The following is a 22,611-nucleotide window of genomic DNA, read 5'->3' on the forward strand; positions in this document are numbered from 1 at the left end:
GACAAGGCTGCGGCTGCAGGCCAATCCAGGAACTCTGGCAATGGAACGATTATCTCGTCATTCGGGAGGTTAAATAATGAAGGTTTTCCGTATTGTCGCCAATATCGAAACGAAGGACGTTTCCGCCGCTAAAGAATTTTACGGCGATGCGCTTGGACTCGAGCTGCTGATGGATCACGGGTGGATCGCCACCTATGGCGATGGGGATGTGCCCGGCGTCCAGATCAGCTTCGCCGCGGAAGGCGGCTCCGGGACGGATACGCCCGATTTGTCCATCGAAGTCGACGACGCGGATGCTGCGTTGGAGCGTTTCCGGAGCCTGGGATGTCAGGTGGTTTACGGCCCCGTGGACGAGCCTTGGGGAGTCCGGCGTTTCTACGTACGGGATCCTTTCGGCAAGCTGATCAACATCCTCTCCCATAAGCCGGGAGGGCTGCCGGATCTTTAAGGGCTTTTCATATGCTGGTTTCTAACAGCGCCTGTCATTTTGCCGGAAAGGAGGGTGCAGGCCATGAAGTCATTTCCGCGCGGAATCCTCTTCTGCCATCCATGGCGATCCTATCAAAAACGGATTCTCGACGGTCTCGGCGGGCATCTCGCCAACAGGCATCTGCATATCGTCGCTCCGCCGGGCTCGGGCAAGACGGTGCTCGGGCTTGAGGTGATGCTGCGAATAGGAGGCCCCGCCATCATTCTTGCGCCGACGCTGGCAATCAAGAACCAGTGGGCTGACCGGTTCACGGAGCTGTTCCTCCAGCAGGACGAGAGACCGGACTGGCTGTCGACGAGCTTGAAAAGGCCGGCCTTTCTCACGATTACGACCTATCAGGCCCTTCAGGCGCTTTACAAGGCTGCTGACGCGGCGGATTCGGCGCTAGAAGCCGAAACTGCCGATGGGGAGGAGCGGCTGCTGCATGAGGAAGGGGAGGAGGGGTTCCCTGAACCGGCAGCCAAGCCTAAAGCCTCCGGACACAGCGAGGCTGACGGCGAGCCATCCGAGGAGCCTGCAAGTTCGGATGAAGCGCGCGCCGCGTTGGAGCAGCTGCTGGGCATCGGCTTTTCGGCTTTTGTTCTGGATGAGGCCCATCATCTGCGGACCAGCTGGTGGAAGAGCGCCATGCGCTTCCGTGCGGAGCTGGACAAGCCCGTAATCGTGGCGCTGACGGCGACTCCGCCTTACGATGCGGCGATTGCGGAGTGGGACCGCTATATGGAGCTGTGCAGCCCGATCGACGCCGAGATCAGCGTCCCGGAGCTCGTGCGGGAGGATGAGCTGTGCCCTCATCAGGACTACATTCATTTATCGCTTCCAAGTCCGGAGGAGCAGGCCAAGCTTAGGGAATTCCGGGAACGCGCGGCATCCCTGAGGCGGGAGCTTCCCCGGAATCAGGCGCTCGTGGATGCAGTCGTTTCCCATCCCTGGATGACGGGAACCGATGAGAGACTGGAGGAGATCTTGGCTTCTCCGGCCTTCTTCTCCAGCATGGTCATCTACCTCAAGGCAGCGGGCCATCCTCTCTGGAAGCAGGCGGCTGAGGCGATGGGGATGGAAGAAGCGCAGGTTCCGCCGCTGCAGGATGAATGGATGGAGGAGCTGCTGACGGGCCTCTTGTTCACCGGAGAGCCGGCCGCCGAGGAAGACTCGGAGCTGAAGCGGCTGAGGCGCCGGCTTCATGGGGACGGAGCCGTGGAGAGGAAGAAGGTGTATCTGAAGTCGACGCCTGCCTTCGACAAGATGCTGGTCCAGAGCGCCTCCAAGCTGAACAGCATCCGGAAAATAGCTGCTTATGAGAAGGACAAGCTTGGCGATGATCTGCGCATGCTGATTCTGACGGATTACATCCGCAAGGAGGAGCTCCCTGGCCGGGGAGAAGAGCCGCAGAAGCCGGGAAGACTGGGAGTGGTGCCGATCTTCGAGATGATCCGCAGGGAGATGGGCGCCGAAGCTCCCATCGCCATTTTGTCTGGATCGCTCGTCGTGCTGCCGGCTGACGCTCTGCCTGCGGCCCAGGAGGCCGCCTCCCGCAGGGGAGCGGGCTTTTCTTTCAGGCCGTTGCCTCATGACCCGGGCTATCTGATGCTGGATAGCAAGGATTCGGACCGGGCGGCTGCCGTGTCGGTTATGACGGAAATCTTTCTGCAGGGCCATGTTCGAATTCTGGTCGGAACGGCTGCCTTGCTCGGGGAGGGCTGGGATGCTCCGGGCATCAATTCCTTGATCATGGCTTCCTATGTCGGCTCATACATGCTCTCCAACCAGATGAGAGGCAGGGCGATCCGCACGGATAAGGGCAATCCGAACAAAACGGCCGCCATCTGGCATCTGGCCTGCGTCGACATCGGAATGCCTGGCGGCGGCAAGGATATGCAGTCGCTTGGCCGCCGCTTCCGTTCACTTGTAGGCCTTTCCGTCGAAGAGGACAGCATCGAGACAGGCATCGGCCGCATGGGCCTCGGAGGCCCTTCTCTGGAACGGGCAAAGAAAGGGGCGGGCAGAACGGACTTTTCCCGCTCTTTTGTGGAGGGATACAACGAGGAAACCTTTCGAAGGGCCGATCTCAGAGGCCGGCTGAAGGCGAAATGGCAATCCGCCATCGCCGTCCACGAAGCCATGAAGGAAGGGGTCGCCGCGGCAGGCGGCTCCGTGCCTCGCCCTTTTTATTTCAGCAGCACGATCAAGGCTCTGCTTGTCTTTGGAGCGGCCGCCTCGGCGAGCGCCTTCTTCCAGGCGCTCCGCAGTCCGAGGATGATCACAGGAGAACAGCCTCTGTGGCTCAAGCTGTTTGTAGCGGCGATATTCGGCCTGGTCGTTTCCTCTCCTTGGCTCTATAAAGGGATCAAGCTGTATTTCCGGCATCAGTCGCTGGAATCCAGTCTGAGAGCCGCCGCGGAAGTCGTCTACGAATCGCTGCATGAAATGAAGCGCCTCGAACCGGAGCCCGGCCGCAAGCGTCTGAAAACAGAGTCGTCCAGAGGCGAATTCATTTGTTGGATGGAAGGCGGAACTCCGGAGGAGAAGACGGTATTCCTGAACGCTCTCCGGCAGCTGCTGGAGCCGATCCAGAACCCAAGGTACATTCTTTACCGGGAATCCCGGCTGGGACTGCTCAAGAGGAAGGACTATCACGCCGTACCCGATGAGATCGGCAGCCGCAAGGAGGATGCCGAACGCTTCCACGCTCTATGGAAGAAGAAGCTGGGTCCCGCCGAGCTGATCGCAACCCGCACGACAGCGGGGAGAAAAAAGCTGCTCGCCGCCCGAACGGGGGCGATGTCCGCCGCCTTCGTCGAGAAGACCGAGCGAATCAGCGCCTGGAGATAGTTCGTTGACAACGTTTCCAGCAGGCCGATATAATGAAATCAAGTTAATAGGGCGACGGAGAAAGGGAGGTCCGCATCAAGTGCTGTTTCATTGCAAACGGCAGCTTGGCGCGGGCTTTTTCCTTTTTGCTGCCTGTCATACGAGGGAGGAAGACGGCATGGCCTTCAAGGGACAGCTGATCCTGCCGGCGATCCGGAAGCCGAAGGATCTGGAGAAGCTGATGGGCTTCTCCTACGAATATATGGTTCTGCTCGACAGCCATATCAGCCAGCTGAAGCCGATTCTCGATCTCGCCAGGTCGGGCGGCAAGCAGCTGCTCATCCACGCCGATCTCATCGAGGGGCTCAAGAACGACGAGTATGCGGCTGAGTTCCTCTGCCAGGTCATGAGGCCGGCGGGCATCCTCTCCACGAGGGCGAGCGTCATCGCCAAGACCAAGCAGAACGGCCTGCTCGCCATTCAGCGGGTATTTCTGCTCGACTCCGGCGCCTTGAACAAGAGCTACGCGCTGCTGGAGCGCTCGCAGCCCGATTATATCGAGGTGCTGCCGGGAGTCATCCCGGATGTGATCGCCGAGGTGAAGGATCGGACCGGCATTCCGATTTTCGCCGGAGGGCTTATCCGCTCGGTCTGGGATGTGGAGAAGGCGGCGGCGGCCGGAGCGGCGGCGGTTACGACCTCGCGCGTGGAGCTGTGGAAGCATTTCGACCGGAAGGACGACGCGGCGGCTCCCAAGCCGGATTAGGCGGGAAGGATTGCGATGGAAAGCAAGGCGGGAAGAGGGCGAGTAGATTGCAGGAAAGATTTCAAGAAAGAGTTCAAGGAATATTCCAAGGAAGAGCTCAAGAAGAGTTCAACGAAGATGGGGATGAGAGCAGGTTGAATGAGTTGCCATTGCCGAAGCAAAAGGAGGAGCAGCTATGAGCGATACCTATATCTTGTCCATCGACCAGGGTACGACCAGCACGCGTGCGGTCATCGTCGGCCGCGGCGGCGAGTTCGTGACATCGGCTCAGCAGGAGATCGCCCAGCATTATCCCCATCCGGGCTGGGTGGAGCATGACGCGAGCGAGATCTGGGTGTCCGTGCTGGGAGTCATGGCGGCTGCGCTGTCCAAGGCTGGCCTGCGCCCCGACCAGATCGAGGCGATCGGCATCACGAACCAGCGGGAGACGGCGGTCGTCTGGGACCGCAGCACCGGCAATCCGGTCTACCGCGCCGTAGTCTGGCAGTCCAGGCAGACCGCGGATATTTGCGAGGAGCTGCGCCGATCCCGGCAGGAGGAGCTGTTCCGCTCCAAGACGGGCCTCCTGATCGATCCGTATTTCTCCGGCACCAAGGTGAAGTGGATCCTCGATCATGTCGACGGAGCGCGGGAGCGGGCGGAGCGCGGGGAGCTGCTGTTCGGAACGATCGACTCCTGGCTCATCTGGAAGCTGACCGGCGGCTCTTCCCACGTGACGGACTACACCAACGCGTCGAGGACGCTGCTCTTCAATATCCACGAAATGAAATGGGATGGGGAGCTGCTGGAGGCTTTGGACGTCCCAGCCGCCATGCTTCCCGAAGCGCTGCCTTCCTCCGGCGTGTTCGGACATACGGTCCCCCATCACTTTTTCGGCTGCAGCATTCCCATCGCGGGCGTCGCCGGAGACCAGCAGGCGGCGCTGTTCGGCCAGGCCTGCTTCGAGGAGGGAATGGCCAAGAACACGTACGGCACCGGCTGCTTCATGCTGATGCATACCGGCTCCAAGCCCGTGACCTCCTCTCACGGGCTGCTCACGACGGTCGCGTGCTGCGCGGAGGGCGAGGAGCCGCAGTATGCGCTGGAGGGCAGCGTCTTCGTCGCCGGATCGGCCGTGCAGTGGCTGCGGGACGGCCTGCGCATGATCAAGTCGGCTGCCGACAGCGAGGCGTATGCCGCTAGGGTGACTTCGACCAAGGGCGTGTATGTCGTGCCGGCCTTTGTCGGTCTCGGCACTCCCTACTGGGACAGCGAGGCGCGCGGGGCGGTGTTCGGTCTGACAAGCGGAGCGGAGAAGGAGCATTTCATCCGCGCCGTGCTGGAGTCGCTGGCCTACCAGTCCAAGGATGTCATCGCCGCCATGGAAGAGGATTCCGGCATGCCGCTCGCCTCGATGCGGGTGGACGGCGGCGTTGTGAAGAACGATTTCCTCATGCAGTTCCAGAGCGATATTCTGGGCGTGCCGGTGGAGCGTCCGGAAATCAACGAAACGACGGTGCTCGGCGCGGCCTATCTAGCGGGTCTTGCCGTCGGGTACTGGAAGGACCGCTCGGAGGTGGGCGGAAGCTGGCGGATGAACCGCCGCTTTGAGCCCGCGATGCAGGCGGAGGAGAGGGACGGCCTCTACGCAGGGTGGAAAAAAGCCGTTGCGGCAACTCGGGCTTTCCATTAGCGCGGTATTCTGGTACGCTTGAAGCAAGTTAATATCGGCCTGTAGATATCGGAGAACGCCGCAAGCGTCCGGCTGCCCCTTCATGGAGCAGCCCGGACGGCTTGCGGCTTTTTGTTTGGATTTCAGAGGAATTGGATTCGAGGAGGCTTATCCATGGAAACCCGATTTTCAGCGTTGGATAGAAGCTCGCTGCTGAAGGAGCTGTCGGAAGAGACTTGGGACGTGCTCGTCATCGGAGGAGGAATTACGGGCGCCGGCATCGCGCTGGACGCGCAGTCGAGGGGGATGAGGACCGCGCTGATCGAGATGCAGGATTTTGCCGCGGGCACTTCCAGCCGCTCGACCAAGCTGGTCCACGGCGGCCTGCGCTATCTGAAGCAGTTCGAGGTGAAGATGGTGGCCGAGGTCGGCCGCGAACGGGCGGTCGTCTACGAGAACGGGCCTCATGTGACGACGCCGGAGTGGATGCTGCTGCCCATCTACAGGGGAGGCACGTTCGGCAAGCTGTCCACCTCCATCGGGCTTGCGGTGTATGATCGGCTGGCCGGCGTCAAGCTGCGCGAGCGGAGGCGGATGCTCGGCGTCGAGGCGGCGCTGGCCAAGGAGCCGCTGCTCAGGAAAGAGGGCCTCAAGGGCGGCGGCTATTATGTCGAGTACCGGACCGACGACGCGCGGCTGACGATCGAGGTGATGAAAAAAGCCGCCGAGCTTGGGGCGAAGGCCGTCAATCATGTGAAGGCGGAGGAGCTGCTCTACGAGAGCGGCCGCATCCGCGGAGTCCGCGCGGCTGACGTGATCGGCGGCGGGACATGCGTCATCAAGGCCCGGCATATCGTGAACGCGACCGGCCCGTGGGTGGACGGCATCCGCGAGCTGGACGGGTCCCGGCAGGGCAAGACGCTGCGCCTCACCAAGGGCATCCACCTTGTTTTCGACGGCAGCCGGTTTCCGCTGCGCCAGGCCGTCTACTTCGATACGCCGGACGGCCGCATGATGTTCGCCATCCCCCGCGACGGCAAAACGTATGTCGGCACGACCGACACCGATTACGACGGAGACGCCGCCGCGCCGAAGATGACGGAGGCCGACCGGAAGTATGTCGTGGAGGCGGCGGCAGCGATGTTCCCGTCGCTCGGACTGACCGAGGCCGACGTGGAGTCCAGCTGGGCGGGACTGCGACCGCTCATCTACGAGGAGGGAAAGTCCCCCTCCGAGGTTTCGCGCCGCGACGAGGTGTTCCGTTCGGACTCCGGCTTGCTCACGATAGTCGGCGGCAAGCTGACCGGCTACCGGCGGATGGCGGAGACGGTGACGGACATGCTCGCCGCCGAGCTCGGACGCGAGAGCGGGCGGAAGTATCCGAAATGCCGCACGAAGGACATCCCGCTGTCGGGCGGCGATGTCGGAGGCTCATCCGGCTTCCCCGGCTTCCGCAAGCAGTCGGAGGCGATGGGCCGGATGCAGGGCTTGTCCGCACCGGCAGCCGCGCTCCTTGCCGGCCGCTACGGCAGCAATGCCGGCATCGTCTGCTCGCTGCTGCCGGGAGACGGCGAGCGCCCGCAGGCCATGCGGATAGGAGGAGTCGGCAAGCTGCCGCCGGAAATCCATGCCGCCCTGCTGTACGCGATCCGGCATGAGATGGCGGCGAAGCCCGCGGACTTCTTGATCCGCCGGACCGGAGCGCTGTTCTTCGACCGGGCGAGCGCGCTTCTGTGGAAGGACGCGGCTGCGGCGATCATGGCCCGCGAGCTCGGCTATGGCGAAGAGACGATGAAGGCGTTCATGGCGGAGCTGGAGACGGAGCTGCGGGACGCAGTCGATGCCAAGCCGGACTCGGCAGGCCGGACAGGATGACTTAGGCCGTTGCCAAGCCGGAGGAGTGAACGTATGCATTCAGCAAATCGAAGGAAAGCCGGAGGACTCCGCCGGCTTACATTCCCGCAGCCGGACCGAATACCGGAGCAAGCCGGGAAGGCGGCAGCTGGCCGCCCAGAGGGAAGTATTCGCAGAAATTCATGATGAGCGGCTTCCACTGGGCAGGGTCGATGTGGTTGGGATGGCCGGGAACCCGGAGCTCCTCCTCCACATGGACTTTCTTGATGAGGACCTCCATGGCGGCGAGCGAGCTCGGCTCCTCGAACGCATGCAGCTTGACGAGCTCGGCTTCCAGATGGACAGGGCATTCCTTCACCCGGGGGGATTTGACCTCAAGCGCGGGCAGCGGAGTCAGCCCGGCGACGCCGAACTTGTCGGCTTCATGCTTGTAGCCGCGGAGGGCTTTGGACTCCGGCACCGGATGGCTGCCTGTCAGCAAGGTAAGGCGCTCGATCGCCGGTACCAATGCCGCCGTGGGGAGGTTGAGCACGCACTCCCCTTCGCGGAGCAGATTCTGGACCGTCTTGGACCGGCTGCTCATGCCGAGCATGCAGGAGCGGTTCAGCCACCAGGCGGATGACATGGGAGCCAGATTCGGCGTCCCGTCTTCGTTCAGCGTGCTGATCAGGACGACGGATGTGCCGAAATAGAGGATGTTCGGTTCGATGACACGATGCATGGCCTACAGCTCCTTATTTGGGGGATGCCGAAACTGTACCACGGAAAGCCGGCTTCGGACGGCGCCTGGGATGAAAGCGCAAGATCGCATAAAACGGCGTTTGGCGCGCCTTCCAATTCCTTGGAGGGCGCGCCTGTTGTTTCTCTGCTTTTTTTTCATCACGGCGAAAAACGGGGTGCCAATTCAGGAAATAAATACAATCCGGCCTGTCGGAATGTGTATAATAGAGTAGGTTTATAGATCGCGGACCCTGGATCCATATACATATTTCAAAAGGAGTCATCCAAATGTCCCAACAAATTCTCAGGCCGATGGGAATCGGCCGCATCCTTGACCGAAGCTTCCAGCTCTACCGTACGCATTTCGTGACGCTGGCCATCCTCATGCTCGTCATGTACGGGCCGATGCTGCTGCTCGCAAGCGCCTTGATCGGGAATTCCGGCAGCCAATACGGCAGCCTGATCGAGCAGCTCCAATCCGGCAGCTTAGAGTCGTACCTCGAAACGACTGTGGACACGGAGAGCTCGGACATGTCCGCCGCGGCGGTTCTGTTCGGCATTCTCGGCATCCTCCTCACCGCGCTGCTGTCGCCGGTCGTCATCGGCGCGATCGTCCATCTGGTGCGGGCGCAGGTAGACGGCGAGCCGATGCCTGGACCGGGCGAGCTGCTGAAGCGCAGCTTCCGCCGCTTCTGGCAGCTGATCGGAAGCTCCCTGCTGTTCGGCTTCATCAGCATGGGCCTGTATATGCTGGTTGTAGTCGTATTTGCGCTTGTATTCGGCATCCTGGTGGCTACAGCCCTCAGCGGAGGCGGCTCCGGCTCTTCGGCAGGATTGATTGTCCTCATGATCATCGCGATTCCCGCCGTCGTGCTCGGCATCTCCTTTTTCGTGCTCCGCTGGTCCTACTTCCTTCCCTATGTCGCCCTCGGCGAGGAAGGCGTCGGCATCGGCCGCAGCTGGAGGGTGACCAAGGGCAGCTTCTGGAGGCTGCTGCTCATGTATATCGTTCTCGGCATCATCCTTTATATCCTTACGATCGTCCTCGGGTTGATCACAGGCCTGTTTGGCGGAGGCGTCCTCTCCCAAATCCTGTACGGGCTGGTGACCATCGTAATCGGGTCCTTGTGGATTCTTCCTTATGCCGTCAGCTTCTTCGATCTGCGCGTGCGCCGCGAGGGCTATGGACTGGATTCGCTGCTTGATGGCACGCCGGCCTTCCCAGGCATGGCGCCGCCGCCTCCACCGGCTTCCTGGAACAACGAAGGGCCGCCGGACAACCGTCCATGAGTCCGCGCGAACAGCTGGAGGACATCCTCTCCGGCAGCGAATACGAGGCCTACCGCAATCAAGGCGGCGGTTTTTCCTTTTGGGACTGGCTGCTCGAGAAGATCGGCCGGTTCCTGAGCTGGCTGCTGCCTGACCTGAAGCCCGGCGAAGGCACGCTCAACGTCTTCGCTCTGGTTCTGGTGCTGGCGCTGGCGGGTCTGCTCGCTTGGATCGGCGTCCTGATCGCGCGGCGCTATTCGGGCGGAGGCAGGCTGCGCTCCAGGGACTATATGGCTTCCGGAGAGGCAAGCCGCTCCTGGGAGCATTACTGGGCGCAGGCGGAGAGGCATGCGGAGCTGGGAGCCTGGAGAGACGGAGTCAGGGCTGTTTTCCTGGCCCTTCTTTTTTATCTGGAGCAGAGAGGACGGCTCCGTGTCGAGCCTTGGAAAACGAACCGGGAATATGCGGAGGAGCTGGCGGAGTCCAATGCCGGCGCCGCTGCCGGCTTCCTCCAGGCTGCGACCGCTTTCGAGCGCAGCTGGTACGGCCGCGGCGAAGTGACGGGCGAGCAGCTGGAGGCCTTCCGCAGGCAGGCGGAGTCGCTCATGAAGGAAGCGGGTGATTCGGAGCGATGAAAATAAACAAGCGGTACGCGGCGCTGCTGGCTTGCGCCGTCCTGTTCATCTGCATCGGCCTTCTGGTGTCCCAGCCTTCGGTCAAGGACCGGCCGCCATGGCTCAGCTTCTCGGCCGATACGGACGGGCTGAAGGGCTGGCGCGAGCTGGTGGAGTCCAGACAGCCCCGTACGAGCGAATGGAAGCTGCGCTGGGAACGCCTCCCGGAAGGGAGCGGCCAGCTGCTCGTCGTCGCCGAGCCGCTCGGTGTGGGGCCAGAGGAATGGCAGGCCCTCGAGAGCTGGATGAACGCCGGCAATCATTTGATTCTGCTCGACCGCAAGCCTGACGGCCTGTTCGGATTCGATACGTCCGATATCGTGGAGCCGGACTCTTCGGCTGCCGCGGGCACCGGAGGCAATTCCGGCACCGGCGGCTCGGAGGCGGCGCCCGTGCCGGTCGAGGCTCCGCTGCTCGAAGGGCGGAGCGGACTCGCGGCGCTGGCCTTGAGTCCGGTGCGCATCGTGCCGGGCCCAGGGGACGAGGTGCTCGTCTCCGACAAGCAAGGCGTGCTCGCGAGCCGGATGAAGGTGGGCGGCGGCAGCGCGACGCTCGTGCTGGAGCCGGAATGGCTGCAGAACGGCGAGGCCTTGAAGGCTTCCCATCTCGATCTGATGTGGCCGCTGTTCGCCGAGGAGAGGACAGCGGTTCTGTTCGACGAAACTCATCACGGCTACGGAGTGAAGCCGGGGCTGTTCGCCCTTTACCCGGCCTGGCTGCTGCTGGCCAGCATCCAGCTGGCGTCGGCGCTCGCGCTGTGGCTGTGGCTGAAGGGCAAGCGGTTCGGTCCGGTCCATGTTCCGAGAGAATGGACCGTTCGCCGCGGCGATGAGACCGTCCGCGCGCTTGCGGTCTGGTACCGGCGCGGCGGCTTGATGGAGGATGCGCTGGGACATGGACGCCGGCGGCTGAGGCAGCTGCTCGCCCAGCGCTGGGGGCTTGGTCCGGACACCTCTCCGGCCCAGGCGGCGGCAGCGGCGCGAAGCCGCTGGAGCGCGGAGGATGCGCAGCGGCTGGAGCGGGCGCTGCAGCCGCTGCCGCTGCCGTCCGGAAGAGGCAAGGCGGCCAGGCAGGAATTCATGCGGCGGTCAAGAGACAACGCGGAGCTGACAGCCATGCTCGAGAGCGGCAGGCAGCCCGGAGGGGGAGATGGACAATGAACGATATCATCACATCGCTGGAACGGCGGATCTATGGACAGAAGCGCAACATCCGCCTGCTCGTGACGGCGCTCGTCGCCGGCGGCCACGTGCTGCTGGAGGGGGTGCCGGGCCTCGGCAAGACAAGCCTGGCGCGGGAGCTGGCGGCAGCGTCGGGGTACGGCTGGAGACGGATCCAGTTCACGCCCGACCTGATGCCGGGAGACATCACCGGCAGCGTCACCTACAATATGCAGGATCAGTCGTTTTCCACCGTCAAGGGACCGGTATTCACGAACGTGCTGCTCGCCGACGAGATCAACCGGTCCGGGCCGAAAACCCAGGCGGCGCTGCTGGAAGCGATGGAAGAGCGCCAGGTGACGATCCAGGGCACGACCTATCCGCTTGCGGAGCCCTTCTTCGTCGTGGCGACCCAGAATCCGGTTGAATACGAAGGAACCTATCCGCTGCCGGAAGCGCAGCTGGACCGCTTTTTGTTCAAGCTGATCCTGGACTATCCGGGCGAGGAAGCGGAGATTGAGATCTTGAAAGGAAACCGGAGTCCCGGAGCCGCCAAGGAGCCTGATGCCCCTGTTGCTGCCGCCGAGGAAATCGCGGCGCTGCAGCGGCAGCTGGGCAGCGTCGCGGTCGAGGACTCCATCTATGCGTACGCGGCGGCGCTGGTCCGGCTGACCCGGACGCTGGAGGGCGTGCAGCTGGGGGCAAGCCCCCGCGCCGGCATCTCCCTGATCCGTGCGGCGTCGGCTTGGGCGCTGCTGGAAGGCCGCGCGTACGTCACTCCCGACGATATCAAGGAGATGGCGCTTCCGGTGCTGAGGCACAGGCTGATGTTGACGCCGCAGGCAGAACTGGAGGGCATGACGAGTGAAAGCATCGTCCGGCAGACGCTGGCCACTGTCCCGGTTCCTCGCTAGACGGCTGCGGCGGTTCATCCTGCCGACGCGCCGCATGGTCTGGCTGGCCGCGGCGGGCGCTGCGCTGCCGGCTGCAGCGGCTGCGGCGGGCGCATCGCCCTGGCCGCCGTTCATCCTATGGTGGGGGCTGCTTGCCGCCGCCGGCACCTGCGATCTGCTGCTGCTTCCGCGCCGGGGCGACTGGAGCGTGAAGCGGCAGCTCCCGGAGAGCGCCGAGATCCGCAAGGAATTCGAAGCGGTGCTCGACATCCGCTGCCGCTCCAAGCAGGCTGTGCGGGTAAGGCTGGCGGACGATCTGCCTCTGGTATTTCGCTCGGAGCCTGCGTTCCCCGAGGCAAGGATTCAGGGCGGAGGACGCATCCATGCCAGGCTGGCGGCATCCGAGCGCGGCCGCTACCGGCTCGGGAGCATCGATCTGCGCTGGAGCGGGGGCCTTGGCCTCTGGGAGCGGCAGACGCAGCTCTCCGAGGAGAGCGAGATTCGGATCGATCCGGATCTGTCCGGCGTGCGGGATGTGCTGAATTCCGCCCAGGACTCGCTGCTCATCGACGGGCAGCGCATATACAAGAGGCAGCGCGGAGGCACGGAGTTCGACTCCATCCGCGAGTACGCCTTCGGGGACGACATCCGCGAGGTGAACTGGAGAGCGACGGCGCGGGCCGGCAAGCTGCTGACCAATCTGTATCGCCCGGAAAAAGGCAAGACGGTCGCGATCCTGCTCGACTGCGGACGCCAGATGGGCGTCGAGCTGGACAATCAGGTCAAGCTCGACCGCACGCTGGAAGCGGCTCTTGCCGTAGCCGCGGCCGCCTTGAAGCAGGACGACCAGGTCGCCCTCATCGCTTATTCGAGCCGGGTGAAGCTGTATTTGCCGCCGGGAAGGGGACTGGCCCATCTTCAGGCGATGACGAGGGCGGTCAGCGATCTGCGCAGCGACTACGAGGAGTCGGGCGCAGGCGTCGGACTCGGCTATCTGCTGCACAGGCTGCGGCGCCGCTCGTTCGCCGTGCTGTTCTCCGACATGGACCATTACCGCCATGATCCCGAGCTGCTGCCTTATGCGGCCAGGACGAAGAGGAGCCACCATCTGCTGCTGCTCTCCATCCGCAATCCCGTGCTGCATGAACTCGAAAAAGCCCGGCCGGAGGATGTCCAGGGGGCTTATGTCCAGTCGATCGCGGCCAAGGAGAACGGAGAGCGCCAGCTGCTCTCGCGCAAGCTGGCAGGCGGCGGCATTCCGCTTGTCGACGCGCCGGCCGACAGGCTGGCCGTGACCGCGATCAACGCCTATTTGGAATCGCGGGAGCGGGGCGCATTCTGATCGTTCCGAGCACGTAGTACGCGGCAAGGACGGCCAGCGTGAGCAGCGAAACGGCGTATTTGATCCATAGCGGCATGTAGACCGGCGTGATGTAGCCTTCGATCAGGCCGGCGACGACGAAGAGCGGCACGGAGCCGATCAGCAGCAGCGCGGATTCTCTGGCGGCCTGCAGGAAGACGAGCTTTCGCGGAAGCCCGCCGGGCACGAAGAACCGGTACCCCATGTAGAGGCCGGCTCCGCCGGCGATGAAGATGGCCGTCAGCTCGATGATGCCATGCGGCAGGATATAGGCCCAGAACGTGTAGCTGTAGCCTTCCCTCGCGAATACGGCGGCAAGAGCGCCGATCAGGAGGCCGTTGTAGACCATCAGGTAGATGGTGCCGATGCCCAAGGTGATGCCGCTGAGGAAAGCCATGACCGCGACGCGGATGTTGTTGGTCATGATCGTCGTGGACATGATCGGACTGTGCACGTCTCCGCGGTCGCTGTTCGTCTTGGAAGGATCGATTGCATCGGACATGCCGGCCGGCAGGACGGAGTGGACGGCCATGGGATCCTGCCAGACCGACAGGTAGCCGAGCAGCCCTCCGAGCAGGAACAGCAGCGTGGCCGCTCCGATGAACCATCCCCGCTGCCGCACGAGATGGGGGAAGCCCGTCCGGAAGAAGCCGCCGAGCCGGCTGCTTCCTTCCCCGGCTCCATGCATCGTGTTATGGGCGCGGGAGACGAGATCGTTGAGATTTGCGGCGGTTTCGCTGCCGGGAGCGTGAGTCTGCAGGTACGCCAGGTGGGACGATGCCGAGCGGTACAGCTCATGGAAGCGGTCCAGCTGGTCGGCCGGCGCCCGCTTGCCGCGTCTCCCCAGCAGCGCAAGCAGGCCCTCCAGCTCGGACCATTGGCTTTTGTTGCGGCGGATGAAGGCTGTTATTTCCATCAAGGTTCTCCTTAAGTTCCCATATTATTTGTCTATTCTATCATGACATCACTATTAGCAGAAGGCGGTGGATCTCCTTGCATGACTTGCCTGAAAAGGGGACGACCCTTCTGACGCCGGAGCAGGTCCGCCTGCAATACCGCACCGCCGGCATCGGCAGCCGGGCGCTCGCGCATCTGGTCGACGCGCTGCTCATGCTCGCAGCCGCGCTTCTCATTCTGCTCGGGTTCGCCGGGGCCATGTATCTGCTGTCCAAGACGTGGCTGCCGAGCAGCGGCAACGATTATCTGGCCGCCATCATGATCATTCTGATGCTCGTCGTGATCATCGGTTATTTCATCGTGATGGAAGCTTACAGGGGCGGCCAGACGGTCGGCAAAAAAGCGTTCGGCCTGCGGGTCGTGAACTCGCGCGGAGGCTCGGCTTCGCTGCTCGCGGTCATCATCCGCAACCTGTTCCGGCTGATCGACCTGCTGCCCGTCGGCTACTTCGCCGGGGCAGTGGCCATGATGTTCAGCCCGTCCGACAAGCGCATCGGCGACATGGTTGCCGGCACGGTCGTCGTGCTGGAATCCGGCGCCGAGAACAAGAAGCGCCGAACCGGCGTCGAGCGCAAGCTGCTCCGCCTGCAGAAGACGACGGCGCTGCCGGAGCTCGCTCTGACGGAAGAGCAGCGCAAGCTGGTGACGCCGGAGGACTGGCAGCTGCTCCAGGGCTGGGCGGAGCGGCTGGAGCCTTCTCCGGAGCGGAGAATGATGGAGATGGAATATCGGATCTTCATTCATTTCACGGAGCGTCTGGGCCATCTGCGCACGCTGTACGCCGCTCCTGCAGCCTATCTGGCTGCGTTGTACATGGATTTGCGCGGGGATTGGGAGTTTTAGAGGGCAGCTAACTTGGAGAGACAAACAGAAGGACCGGGCATCAATCAAGCTCGCCTCGACAGTATTTTCGGGGGAACGCCCCCGCCTCGCGACCGCAGCCGCTCTTCCTCCGCATGGAGCCGGGGAGCGGCTGCTGCTTGATTCATCATGACCCCGGAACGTCTACATATACATAAATGAAGGTTTTGCAAAGCACAGCTTCCGGGGAGGTCATCCGATGCGCCGACATGTTATCGTCAACTCGCTGCTAGCCGCATCCCTTGCTCTGTCCGTCTTCATGCTCGAAGGCAGGCTCGAGCCGCCGGTCCAGGCCGGGAGCGAGACCATCCAGCCGCCCGCCGCGGCGGCGGCCGTCTCCTACAGCCCCCGCGCCAAGCTCGTGGATGAGCTGGCTGCAGGCTTCAAGGGGAGGAGCACCGATATCCAGACCTCCTACAAGGGAGACCATGCGGAACTGGTGAAGGCGATGCCGGATCTCGTCAAGCAGGCGCTTTTCCGGGACGATTATTCCGCCTATGTGCTGGAGTCCTATTCCTATAAAATCCGCACGGTAGGCGACAACTCTTCCATCCGGGTGAAGGTCCGCTACCGGGAAACTCCGGAGCAGACAGCGGTGGTGAAGGAGAAGTCCCGCCAGACGCTCGGGGAAATCATACGGCCGGGCATGGACGATGAAGAGAAGCTCCGGGCCATCCATGACTGGATCGTGCGACATGTCCGTTATGACGAGTCGCTGACCCGGTACACGGCTTACGACGCCGTCGTCAACGGAACAGCCGTCTGCCAAGGCTACGCCCTGCTGATGTACCGCATGGCTGCCGACGCCGGCATTGAAGCCCGCATTGTCGAAGGCACCGTCGATTCGGGCGATCACGCCTGGAATCTGGTGCGGCTGGGCGGAAGCTGGTACCATGTCGACGCGACCTGGGACGATCCCGTTCCCGACCGGGGCAGCCGTGTCCGGCACACGTATTTCCTTCTGTCCGATGAGCAGATCCGCAAGGATCATTCGTGGACCCGCGATTATCCTGCCGCACCGCAGGCGTATAAGGGAACAGCTTCGCCATCCTGAGGCGAGATCGGCTGCGGTGGATCGGAGCCGGAACCAAGCAGGCGGCCCGGATGAGAGAACCGGTTGGATGAGCGGGGAACGGAAGGAAGAACGGGTTGGATGATGCCGGGAACGGAAGGGAGAACGGGTTGGATGATGCCGGAACGGAAGGAAGAGCGGGTTGGATGATGCCGGGAACGGAAGGGAGAAAGGGTTGGATGATGCCGGGAACGGAAGGGAGCGCCAAGCCAGGCACGGAAGACAAACCGGATTGCGGCGGATACGGCAAGCAAAAGAGACCGGATTGCGACAACCGGCAGGCAATGGATACAAGCCAGCCGCCCCAGCTGAAGGGGCGGCTGTTTTTTCCCCTGGGGCGATCATTTGCTGGAGCTGCAGGATTTTTCCCCTTCAGGAGTTTATTTATCGATCATGGATGGGGCTCTGACGAGGAGGAGGGGAAGCGAGTCGACTTGCAAGTGTCCTTGAAGGCTTTCCTGTTGTCTGAGACATCTATCCATGAGAATGACCGTGGAAGGCCTTGTTCCGAAAGCGCGGCTCTCAGCCGGGCTGCTGGACAGGCGGGGAGGGAACGGCGAACAGTCCGCCGACCTCCTCCAAAGCAAGGATGGCGAGCGATGCGAACTCTTCCCGGCTCGACTTGCGGCCTTCCTTGTTCCAGGCATGCGACATGCCGTAGATGCTCCGGCTGAGAAGGGTGGCGACCAGCTTGTCCTTCTCCGTGCCTGCCGTTGAAGGGCCGGAAGCGCTTGGAGCGCCTGGAGCCGAGCCCGGGGGACCGGGGCTCCGGCGGATCATGGACAGAAAGAACTCCTCCAGCGCCTCGTTGATTCGGCTTTCGATATGGGGGGCGAGCGACCCGTAGCTGCGCTTGAAGTGCCCGCTGACCTCTTCATGGAAGCTGCACATGATGACGATGATCTTGAGCAGCGTTTCCCGGTTGAAGCCGTCATGGCATTGGAGCTGCTTCTTCAGGTTTTCCCACAGCACATCGGTCAGGGTATGATCCATCAGCTGGTATTTGTCCGTGAAATGGGCATAGAAGGTCGCCCGGTTGACGGTCGCCTTGGCCGTGATGTCCTTGACGGTGATATCGCTGAAATCCTTATGCTTCATGCAGAAAATGAATGCGTCCTGAATAAGCTTTCTTGTGCGGACCACACGAGGATCAAGCTTGGGCGTCTCCAAGCGCGCCTCCCCCTTCCGATTGGTTTTCTGGCGGTTCGGCAACAGATCGCCTCATGTGTCGCCTAAGCGATCAATCCGCTTCAAGTGACGGTTGCCGCTCTTGCCGCTTTAGCTTAACATAGCTTTCGCAACGGATGTTGTTTAAGTTGGAATGGGGAGGGACAGAGACATGGACATCGCCGTAATCGTGCTTCAGATTTTGCTCGGCGCCGCTTTTCTTGGATCGGGGTTCAGCAAGGTGACAGGCAATAAAATGCAGGTCGATAATTTCAGCGCGCTCGGGCTGCCCCAGTGGTTCAGAGTGTTGACCGGACTGCTGCAGCTCGCTGGCGCCGGCGCCCTCATCGCCGGATTCTGGCTGCCGAGCTGGCTGGCATGGGGCGCGCTGCTGCTGGCCGTCATCATGCTGGGAGCGGTATTCTTCCATGTGAAGGCCGGGGATTCCTTCGGCAAAGCCGTACCGGCGCTTGTGCTGACGCTGCTCGCAGCGGCCCTGGCGGCGCTCCGCTTCTCGGAGCTGTCGGCTTTCCCGGGATCATCCTGATCGCGAAGCCTTCTCCCTTGCCTATTGGGACATGAGCGAAGGATGAGCCGCAAGCTTGGGAACCCATTGGGCGTCTGCCCATGGACGGACTTGAATGAACAACGCAAACAGCCCTTCGGCCGATTCGGCCAAAGGGCTGTTTGCGCCTCGCGGTTATTCCGGCTTGGCTTCGCTCTCGCGGCTGCGCATCGCCGTCATCTGCTGCCAGACGGAGCCGGCGGCTTCCTCGCCGCGGCGGATGCGCTCCAGCGCGATCTGCGCCTGCAGCTTGATCTCGAATTCGGCATCCTGCGCGGCATCCTCGAGCGCTTCAAGCGCGCTCTCGTCGCCGACCTCGTACAGGAACCGGGCCGCGCGCCAGCGGACCAGCTTGTTGCGGTCCTTGAGCGCCTCGATCATGGCGCCGGTCGCGCCCGCATCGCCGAGATCGGACAGCGTGTCGCCCGCCGTGCGGCGCACCGAGGCCGACTTGTCGCGCAGCCCGCGGATGAGCAGCGGCAGCGCCGCCGGACTCTCGCGCAGGTCGCCGAGATATACGACGGCGAGGCGCCGGATGCTGGCGTTCTCGTCGCCGAGAGCGCGCTCAAGGAGCGGCAGCGCGCTCTCGTCCGGCGACAGCCGCTCGAGCGCCGCATAGCGGCTCTGCCAATCCTCCGCCGCCATGAGCGGCTCGGCTTCGGCCGCGCTCAGCGGCGCAGGACGTGCCGCCGCCTCGGCAGGGGCTTCGCCGGGACCGGCTGCAAGCGAGGCTTCGACGAGAGCGTCCAGCCTCTCGGACGTATAGGCCGCTTCGAGCTCGCGCACGATCTCGGCGGCGATCTCCTCCGGCTCTCCGTAACGGACGCCGAATTCCTCCAGCCTCCGCTCGCGGATCATCGTGGAGCCGGCAGCGCGGCCGACCGCATCGGTGAACTTGGCCGGCATCGCGGCGCGGGTCTCTCCGTCGCCAAGACGGACGCGGACTTGAATCGGGATGCCGCGGAACATCTGGACGAGCACATGCGCCTCGCCGAAGCCGGCCGCCGATTCAGGACCGGCCGCGGCAGCCTGGCCTCCGTCCTCAGCTTGGAGGATGCGGCGGGCTTCCGCCAGAATGGCGGCCCAGTCCGCGCCGGGCTTGCGGTCGAGGGCGATGAAGTCGGCGGTGCGGAACACGCCGCGCACGCCGTCGATCGAGAGCAGCGACTGCAGCGGCTCCGGGGCGGTGTCCGCTTCGGCAGGCGAATACGTGAACCGGCGGCCTCTCGGCAGCATTTCGCTCACGTTCAATTTCATCGAGTTGGGACTCGGGGTAGGCTCAATGGATATTAGATTCATTATTCGTTCCTCCTGTTAAGGGGTAAGAAGATGAAGCTCTGCCTCCAGTGTAACTCAATCGGAGGACCGAAGCGAATGACGGCCGGCCTGATGCAGTTGATCGGAGACCGGCAGATTGATATGGTAGGGTACAAGACAGGCGGTCCGGCGTATCGTCCGGTCGTCCGCCAGCCTTCGAAAGCGAGGAATCACATCATGGCCAAATCCAAGTTCGGCAATATGGACCCGGTCTCCACACAGAAGACTTCCAAGCACTTCAAGCGCTGGAGGCAGGAGAAAATATGGAACCGCCAGGACCGGGACTACTCGTTCACGGTGCCGAACGCGGCTCCCGACCTGGACTTCCTGCACCGCAACCGCCAGCAGCCGTCGCTCACCTGGATCGGGCATTCGACCTTCCTGATCCAGCTGGCCGGCGTAAATATCGTGACCGATCCCGTCTGGGCGGGCAAGATGGCGTTTCAGCGCCGCCTTACGCCGCCCGGCGTCGAGCTGGAGCAGATGCCTCCGATCGACCTCGTGCTCGTGTCGCATTCGCATTACGACCATCTCCACATGGCCTCCCTTCGCCGGCTCGGGGGCTCCAAGACGATTCTCGTCCCGGCCGGTCTAGGCGCCAAGCTGCGGGGCAAAGGCTTCGCCCGCGTGCATGAGCTTCATTGGTGGGAGAGCTTCCACTTCCGCGGACTCAAGCTGACCTTCGTTCCGAGCCAGCATTGGACCCGCCGCAGCCCTTGGGATATGAACGCCTCGCATTGGGGCGGCTGGGTCATCCAGCCGGAGCATGGCTTGAGCCATGTGCCAGGCGAAGGAACGATAGCGGCTGCAGCGGCTCCAGGCGAATCACGGTCAAGCCGTGGTCCAAGCCTCCCGCATGAGGGCGCCGCTGAAGCTGCGGGCGGGCATCCGGCGGGAGAGGCTGGGGAGCGGGAAAGGGAGCGGGCTTTGGACGCCGCTGAAGCTGACGGCGGGAGCAGTATGGAAAGCTTCTGGCAAAATGCCCGTGAGCGAGCTTCTGGAGAAGCTGCTGAGGGCTGCCCGGATCAAGAGCCGGCATCGAGAGCCGTGCTCGATGCTCAGGCAGCCGATGCAGGCGGCAGGAGGGGGAGGCCTTCGGACGCGGCCATGAGAGGGCCGTACGATCCGTTCCACCCGGAAGCTCCGCGTCCTTGCGCAGGGCTGTATCCGACGATTTATTTTGCGGGAGACAGCGGTTATTTCCGTGGCTTCGCGGACATCGGCCGGCGCTTCAAGATCGATGTCGCCATGCTTCCGATCGGCGCATACGATCCCGAAGCGTTCATGGGGCCCCAGCATACGACGCCGGAGCAGGCGCTGCAGGCTTTCCGCGATCTCGGCGCCAGGCTGTTCGTCCCTATGCATTACGGCGCCTTCAAGCTGGCCGACGATACGCCGCAGGAGGCGCTTGAGCGGCTGGAATCCGGGCGATGCTCCTGCGGCCTGGAATCCGACAGGCTCGTCATGCTTCCCCATGGAGAGACGTGGAAGATGGGCGGCTGAGTTCCTTCCGGCCTCGGCAGCCGTGCCAACTTTGGACATATAGGCGCCAAGATCCCACATCGTTAAGCGGTTCCAACAGTGATATACTGGTTGGGACAAGCACGATACAGGAGGATTCGACCATGACCCAATCACCGCTGCGCATAGGCATCATTGGAGCAGGCGGCATCGGCAATGTCCATATGGATATTTTCAAGCAGATTCCGGAAGTGAAGATAGAGGCCGTCACCGATGCATTCCTGCCTCTGGCCGAGAAAAGAGCCGAGGAGCACGGCATCCCGACCGTTCATGGGAACCCGCAGGAGCTGCTGGAAAATCCTGCTCTCGACGCTGTCGTCATCTGCGTGCCGAACCAGTTCCATGCTTCCCTCGCGATCGAAGCCCTCAAGCAAGGCAAGCATGTGCTGCTGGAGAAGCCGATGGCGATCAGCCTGGAGGACGCCCGCGCCATTCTGGACGCCAAGCATACTTCCGGCAAGGTGCTGATGGTGGCGCATCAGATGCGCTTTGGCGGCCTGAGCCGCGCGATCAAAGGCTACATCGACGAGGGCAGGCTGGGACGCGTGTACAACGCGAAGACGGGCTGGTGGCGCAAGAAGGGCATCCCGGGCTGGGGCTCCTGGTTCACCCGCAAGGACATGGCCGGCGGCGGTCCGCTCATCGACATCGGCGTGCATATGCTCGACCTGTCGCTGTATCTGATGGGCAATCCCCGCCCGGTCAGCGTCTACGGCACGACCTATGCCGAGTTCGGCCCGCGCCGCGAGGGCATCGGCAACTGGGGCACGCCGAACTGGGACGGTTATTACGACGTCGAGGATCTGGTTACGGCGATGATCAAGATGGACAACGGCGCGACGCTGACGCTGGAAGTAAGCTGGGCGGCCCATTCCGCCGGTCTCGGCGAAGATCCGTTCATCCATCTGATGGGCACCGAAGGCGGAGCCTATTACGCGGGCAGCAGCGGCCTCTACGTGACGCATAGCGAGGAAGGCGTCGTGCAGGAGGAAATCGTTCCGCTGTCCGGCGACGACGATCGGATCCTGCTCAGCCGACACTTCCTGGACTGCATCCGCACCGGCCGCGAGCCGATCAGCTCCGCGATGACGGGCTACACGAACAACCGCATCCTGGATGCAATCTACGAATCCTCCCGTACAGGCAACGAAGTCAAGCTGACCTGGAACTGAGGTTTCTTCATACGAGAGAGAAGGCTTGCCGGATTCCCGGCAGGCCTTGTTTTTCAGGAAGATCGGAAGGCAGGAAGCCTGGAAGGCTGGCAGCCCGGAAGCCGGGAAGCCTTGAAGGCTGGCAGCCTTGAAGGCTGGCAGCCCGGAAGCCCGGAAGCCCGGAAGCCGGGAAGCCCGCTTTCTATCCGGAGTCCTCTACGCTCGTGCATTTCTACGCTGCGCACATTCTCTACGCTGCGCACAAAGCGAATGCTCGAACGGGGAGAAGGCTTTGCTCTCCTCGCCATGAGGAGGCCAAGCTGTATTTTCACGGCGAAGCCTGCACTTATGT

19 protein-coding genes are annotated in these 22,611 nt (G+C 62.8%); 15 read left to right on the top strand and 4 right to left on the bottom strand.

Annotated elements, in window-relative coordinates; translation table 11 throughout:
* Positions 1 to 76 precede the first annotated feature (76 nt).
* The 5 genes from CIC07_RS05685 (at position 77) to CIC07_RS05705 (ending at position 7,593) form a co-directional block, all read left to right on the top strand.
* Entirely contained in the window at positions 77 to 448 is a 372-nt protein-coding gene (locus tag CIC07_RS05685) for a VOC family protein (protein ID WP_076359838.1), read from the top strand.
* A gap of 63 nt (positions 449 to 511) precedes the next feature.
* Positions 512 to 3,322, top strand: coding sequence for a DEAD/DEAH box helicase family protein (locus CIC07_RS05690; protein ID WP_094248347.1), 2,811 nt, complete (start codon positions 512 to 514; stop codon positions 3,320 to 3,322).
* A gap of 157 nt (positions 3,323 to 3,479) precedes the next feature.
* Positions 3,480 to 4,067, top strand: a complete 588-nt coding sequence (locus tag CIC07_RS05695) for a glycerol-3-phosphate responsive antiterminator (RefSeq protein WP_076359842.1) — start codon at positions 3,480 to 3,482, stop codon at positions 4,065 to 4,067.
* 175 nt (positions 4,068 to 4,242) lie between these two features.
* Positions 4,243 to 5,739 (top strand): glycerol kinase GlpK, encoded by a 1,497-nt coding sequence (gene glpK, locus CIC07_RS05700; RefSeq protein ID WP_076359844.1) that lies wholly within the window; start codon positions 4,243 to 4,245, stop codon positions 5,737 to 5,739.
* Between the two features lie 153 nt (positions 5,740 to 5,892).
* Positions 5,893 to 7,593 (top strand): glycerol-3-phosphate dehydrogenase/oxidase, encoded by a 1,701-nt coding sequence (locus CIC07_RS05705; RefSeq protein ID WP_076359846.1) that lies wholly within the window; start codon positions 5,893 to 5,895, stop codon positions 7,591 to 7,593.
* Between the two features lie 76 nt (positions 7,594 to 7,669).
* Here the strand turns inward: CIC07_RS05705 and CIC07_RS05710 are convergent, their stop codons facing one another.
* Positions 7,670 to 8,293, bottom strand: a complete 624-nt coding sequence (locus tag CIC07_RS05710; protein ID WP_076359848.1) for a flavin reductase family protein — start codon at positions 8,291 to 8,293, stop codon at positions 7,670 to 7,672.
* 287 nt (positions 8,294 to 8,580) lie between these two features.
* On the opposite strand from CIC07_RS05710, the gene CIC07_RS05715 reads away from it, so the two are divergent.
* Genes CIC07_RS05715 through CIC07_RS05735 form a run of 5 tightly spaced genes read left to right on the top strand, consistent with a single transcriptional unit; the run spans position 8,581 to position 13,630 of the window.
* On the top strand, positions 8,581 to 9,582 hold the full coding sequence (locus CIC07_RS05715; RefSeq protein ID WP_076359850.1) for a hypothetical protein: 1,002 nt from the start codon (positions 8,581 to 8,583) through the stop codon (positions 9,580 to 9,582).
* A complete protein-coding gene (locus CIC07_RS05720; protein WP_076359852.1) occupies positions 9,579 to 10,196 on the top strand; it encodes a DUF4129 domain-containing protein in 618 nt (205 codons plus the stop codon). The genes CIC07_RS05715 and CIC07_RS05720 overlap by 4 nt, the downstream gene beginning before the upstream one ends.
* A complete protein-coding gene (locus CIC07_RS05725; RefSeq protein WP_076359854.1) occupies positions 10,193 to 11,395 on the top strand; it encodes a DUF4350 domain-containing protein in 1,203 nt (400 codons plus the stop codon). Before CIC07_RS05720 ends, CIC07_RS05725 begins: the two co-directional genes overlap by 4 nt.
* The gene (locus tag CIC07_RS05730) at positions 11,392 to 12,309 is read left to right on the top strand and encodes an AAA family ATPase (protein ID WP_076359856.1); all 918 of its coding nucleotides are present in this window, start codon (positions 11,392 to 11,394) and stop codon (positions 12,307 to 12,309) included. Before CIC07_RS05725 ends, CIC07_RS05730 begins: the two co-directional genes overlap by 4 nt.
* Positions 12,260 to 13,630, top strand: a complete 1,371-nt coding sequence (locus CIC07_RS05735) for a DUF58 domain-containing protein (protein ID WP_076359858.1) — start codon at positions 12,260 to 12,262, stop codon at positions 13,628 to 13,630. The genes CIC07_RS05730 and CIC07_RS05735 overlap by 50 nt, the downstream gene beginning before the upstream one ends.
* Here the strand turns inward: CIC07_RS05735 and CIC07_RS05740 are convergent.
* Positions 13,590 to 14,564, bottom strand: a complete 975-nt coding sequence (locus tag CIC07_RS05740; protein WP_076359860.1) for a stage II sporulation protein M — start codon at positions 14,562 to 14,564, stop codon at positions 13,590 to 13,592. The genes CIC07_RS05735 and CIC07_RS05740 overlap by 41 nt on opposite strands.
* Before the next feature lie 77 nt (positions 14,565 to 14,641).
* On the opposite strand from CIC07_RS05740, the gene CIC07_RS05745 reads away from it, so the two are divergent.
* Together CIC07_RS05745 and CIC07_RS05750 are read left to right on the top strand one after the other, a co-directional pair.
* Complete coding sequence (locus CIC07_RS05745; RefSeq protein WP_076359862.1) at positions 14,642 to 15,448, top strand: RDD family protein; 807 nt, start codon at positions 14,642 to 14,644, stop codon at positions 15,446 to 15,448.
* 217 nt (positions 15,449 to 15,665) lie between these two features.
* On the top strand, positions 15,666 to 16,520 hold the full coding sequence (locus tag CIC07_RS05750; protein ID WP_076359864.1) for a transglutaminase domain-containing protein: 855 nt from the start codon (positions 15,666 to 15,668) through the stop codon (positions 16,518 to 16,520).
* A 540-nt stretch (positions 16,521 to 17,060) separates the two neighbouring features.
* On the opposite strand, the gene CIC07_RS05755 is transcribed toward CIC07_RS05750, so the two are convergent.
* The gene (locus CIC07_RS05755) at positions 17,061 to 17,636 is read right to left on the bottom strand and encodes a TetR/AcrR family transcriptional regulator (protein ID WP_139334467.1); all 576 of its coding nucleotides are present in this window, start codon (positions 17,634 to 17,636) and stop codon (positions 17,061 to 17,063) included.
* A gap of 241 nt (positions 17,637 to 17,877) precedes the next feature.
* Between CIC07_RS05755 and CIC07_RS05760 the strand changes: the two genes are divergently transcribed.
* The gene (locus tag CIC07_RS05760; RefSeq protein ID WP_076359868.1) at positions 17,878 to 18,252 is read left to right on the top strand and encodes a DoxX family protein; all 375 of its coding nucleotides are present in this window, start codon (positions 17,878 to 17,880) and stop codon (positions 18,250 to 18,252) included.
* 153 nt (positions 18,253 to 18,405) lie between these two features.
* On the opposite strand, the gene CIC07_RS05765 is transcribed toward CIC07_RS05760, so the two are convergent.
* On the bottom strand, positions 18,406 to 19,569 hold the full coding sequence (locus CIC07_RS05765) for a virulence factor (protein ID WP_076359870.1): 1,164 nt from the start codon (positions 19,567 to 19,569) through the stop codon (positions 18,406 to 18,408).
* Positions 19,570 to 19,764: 195 nt separating this feature from the next.
* Between CIC07_RS05765 and CIC07_RS25810 the strand changes: the two genes are divergently transcribed.
* Entirely contained in the window at positions 19,765 to 21,090 is a 1,326-nt protein-coding gene (locus CIC07_RS25810) for an MBL fold metallo-hydrolase (RefSeq protein ID WP_442953373.1), read from the top strand.
* 122 nt (positions 21,091 to 21,212) lie between these two features.
* Positions 21,213 to 22,280 carry a Gfo/Idh/MocA family protein gene (locus tag CIC07_RS05775; protein WP_094248348.1) on the top strand — a complete coding sequence of 356 codons (1,068 nt, stop codon included), beginning with the start codon at positions 21,213 to 21,215 and terminating at the stop codon, positions 22,278 to 22,280.
* The last annotated feature ends 331 nt before the right edge of the window (positions 22,281 to 22,611 follow it).

The organism is Paenibacillus sp. RUD330, assembly GCF_002243345.2.
In the GTDB taxonomy this organism is placed as follows: Bacteria; Bacillota; Bacilli; order Paenibacillales; family Paenibacillaceae; genus Paenibacillus_O.

Excerpts from the sequence above, each read along its gene's own strand:
- CIC07_RS05685 (WP_076359838.1), top strand. The coding sequence starts at position 77 with ATGAAGGTTTTCCGTATTGTCGCCAATATCGAAACGAAGGACGTTTCC.
- CIC07_RS05765 (WP_076359870.1), bottom strand. The coding sequence starts at position 19,569 with ATGAATCTAATATCCATTGAGCCTACCCCGAGTCCCAACTCGATGAAA.
- CIC07_RS25810 (WP_442953373.1), top strand. The coding sequence starts at position 19,765 with ATGGCCAAATCCAAGTTCGGCAATATGGACCCGGTCTCCACACAGAAG.
- glpK (WP_076359844.1), top strand. The coding sequence starts at position 4,243 with ATGAGCGATACCTATATCTTGTCCATCGACCAGGGTACGACCAGCACG.
- CIC07_RS05730 (WP_076359856.1), top strand. The coding sequence starts at position 11,392 with ATGAACGATATCATCACATCGCTGGAACGGCGGATCTATGGACAGAAG.
- CIC07_RS05710 (WP_076359848.1), bottom strand. The coding sequence starts at position 8,293 with ATGCATCGTGTCATCGAACCGAACATCCTCTATTTCGGCACATCCGTC.
- CIC07_RS05695 (WP_076359842.1), top strand. The coding sequence starts at position 3,480 with ATGGCCTTCAAGGGACAGCTGATCCTGCCGGCGATCCGGAAGCCGAAG.
- CIC07_RS05775 (WP_094248348.1), top strand. The coding sequence starts at position 21,213 with ATGACCCAATCACCGCTGCGCATAGGCATCATTGGAGCAGGCGGCATC.
- CIC07_RS05755 (WP_139334467.1), bottom strand. The coding sequence starts at position 17,636 with ATGAAGCATAAGGATTTCAGCGATATCACCGTCAAGGACATCACGGCC.
- CIC07_RS05750 (WP_076359864.1), top strand. The coding sequence starts at position 15,666 with ATGCGCCGACATGTTATCGTCAACTCGCTGCTAGCCGCATCCCTTGCT.
- CIC07_RS05725 (WP_076359854.1), top strand. The coding sequence starts at position 10,193 with ATGAAAATAAACAAGCGGTACGCGGCGCTGCTGGCTTGCGCCGTCCTG.
- CIC07_RS05715 (WP_076359850.1), top strand. The coding sequence starts at position 8,581 with ATGTCCCAACAAATTCTCAGGCCGATGGGAATCGGCCGCATCCTTGAC.
- CIC07_RS05740 (WP_076359860.1), bottom strand. The coding sequence starts at position 14,564 with ATGGAAATAACAGCCTTCATCCGCCGCAACAAAAGCCAATGGTCCGAG.
- CIC07_RS05760 (WP_076359868.1), top strand. The coding sequence starts at position 17,878 with ATGGACATCGCCGTAATCGTGCTTCAGATTTTGCTCGGCGCCGCTTTT.
- CIC07_RS05690 (WP_094248347.1), top strand. The coding sequence starts at position 512 with ATGAAGTCATTTCCGCGCGGAATCCTCTTCTGCCATCCATGGCGATCC.
- CIC07_RS05705 (WP_076359846.1), top strand. The coding sequence starts at position 5,893 with ATGGAAACCCGATTTTCAGCGTTGGATAGAAGCTCGCTGCTGAAGGAG.
- CIC07_RS05720 (WP_076359852.1), top strand. The coding sequence starts at position 9,579 with ATGAGTCCGCGCGAACAGCTGGAGGACATCCTCTCCGGCAGCGAATAC.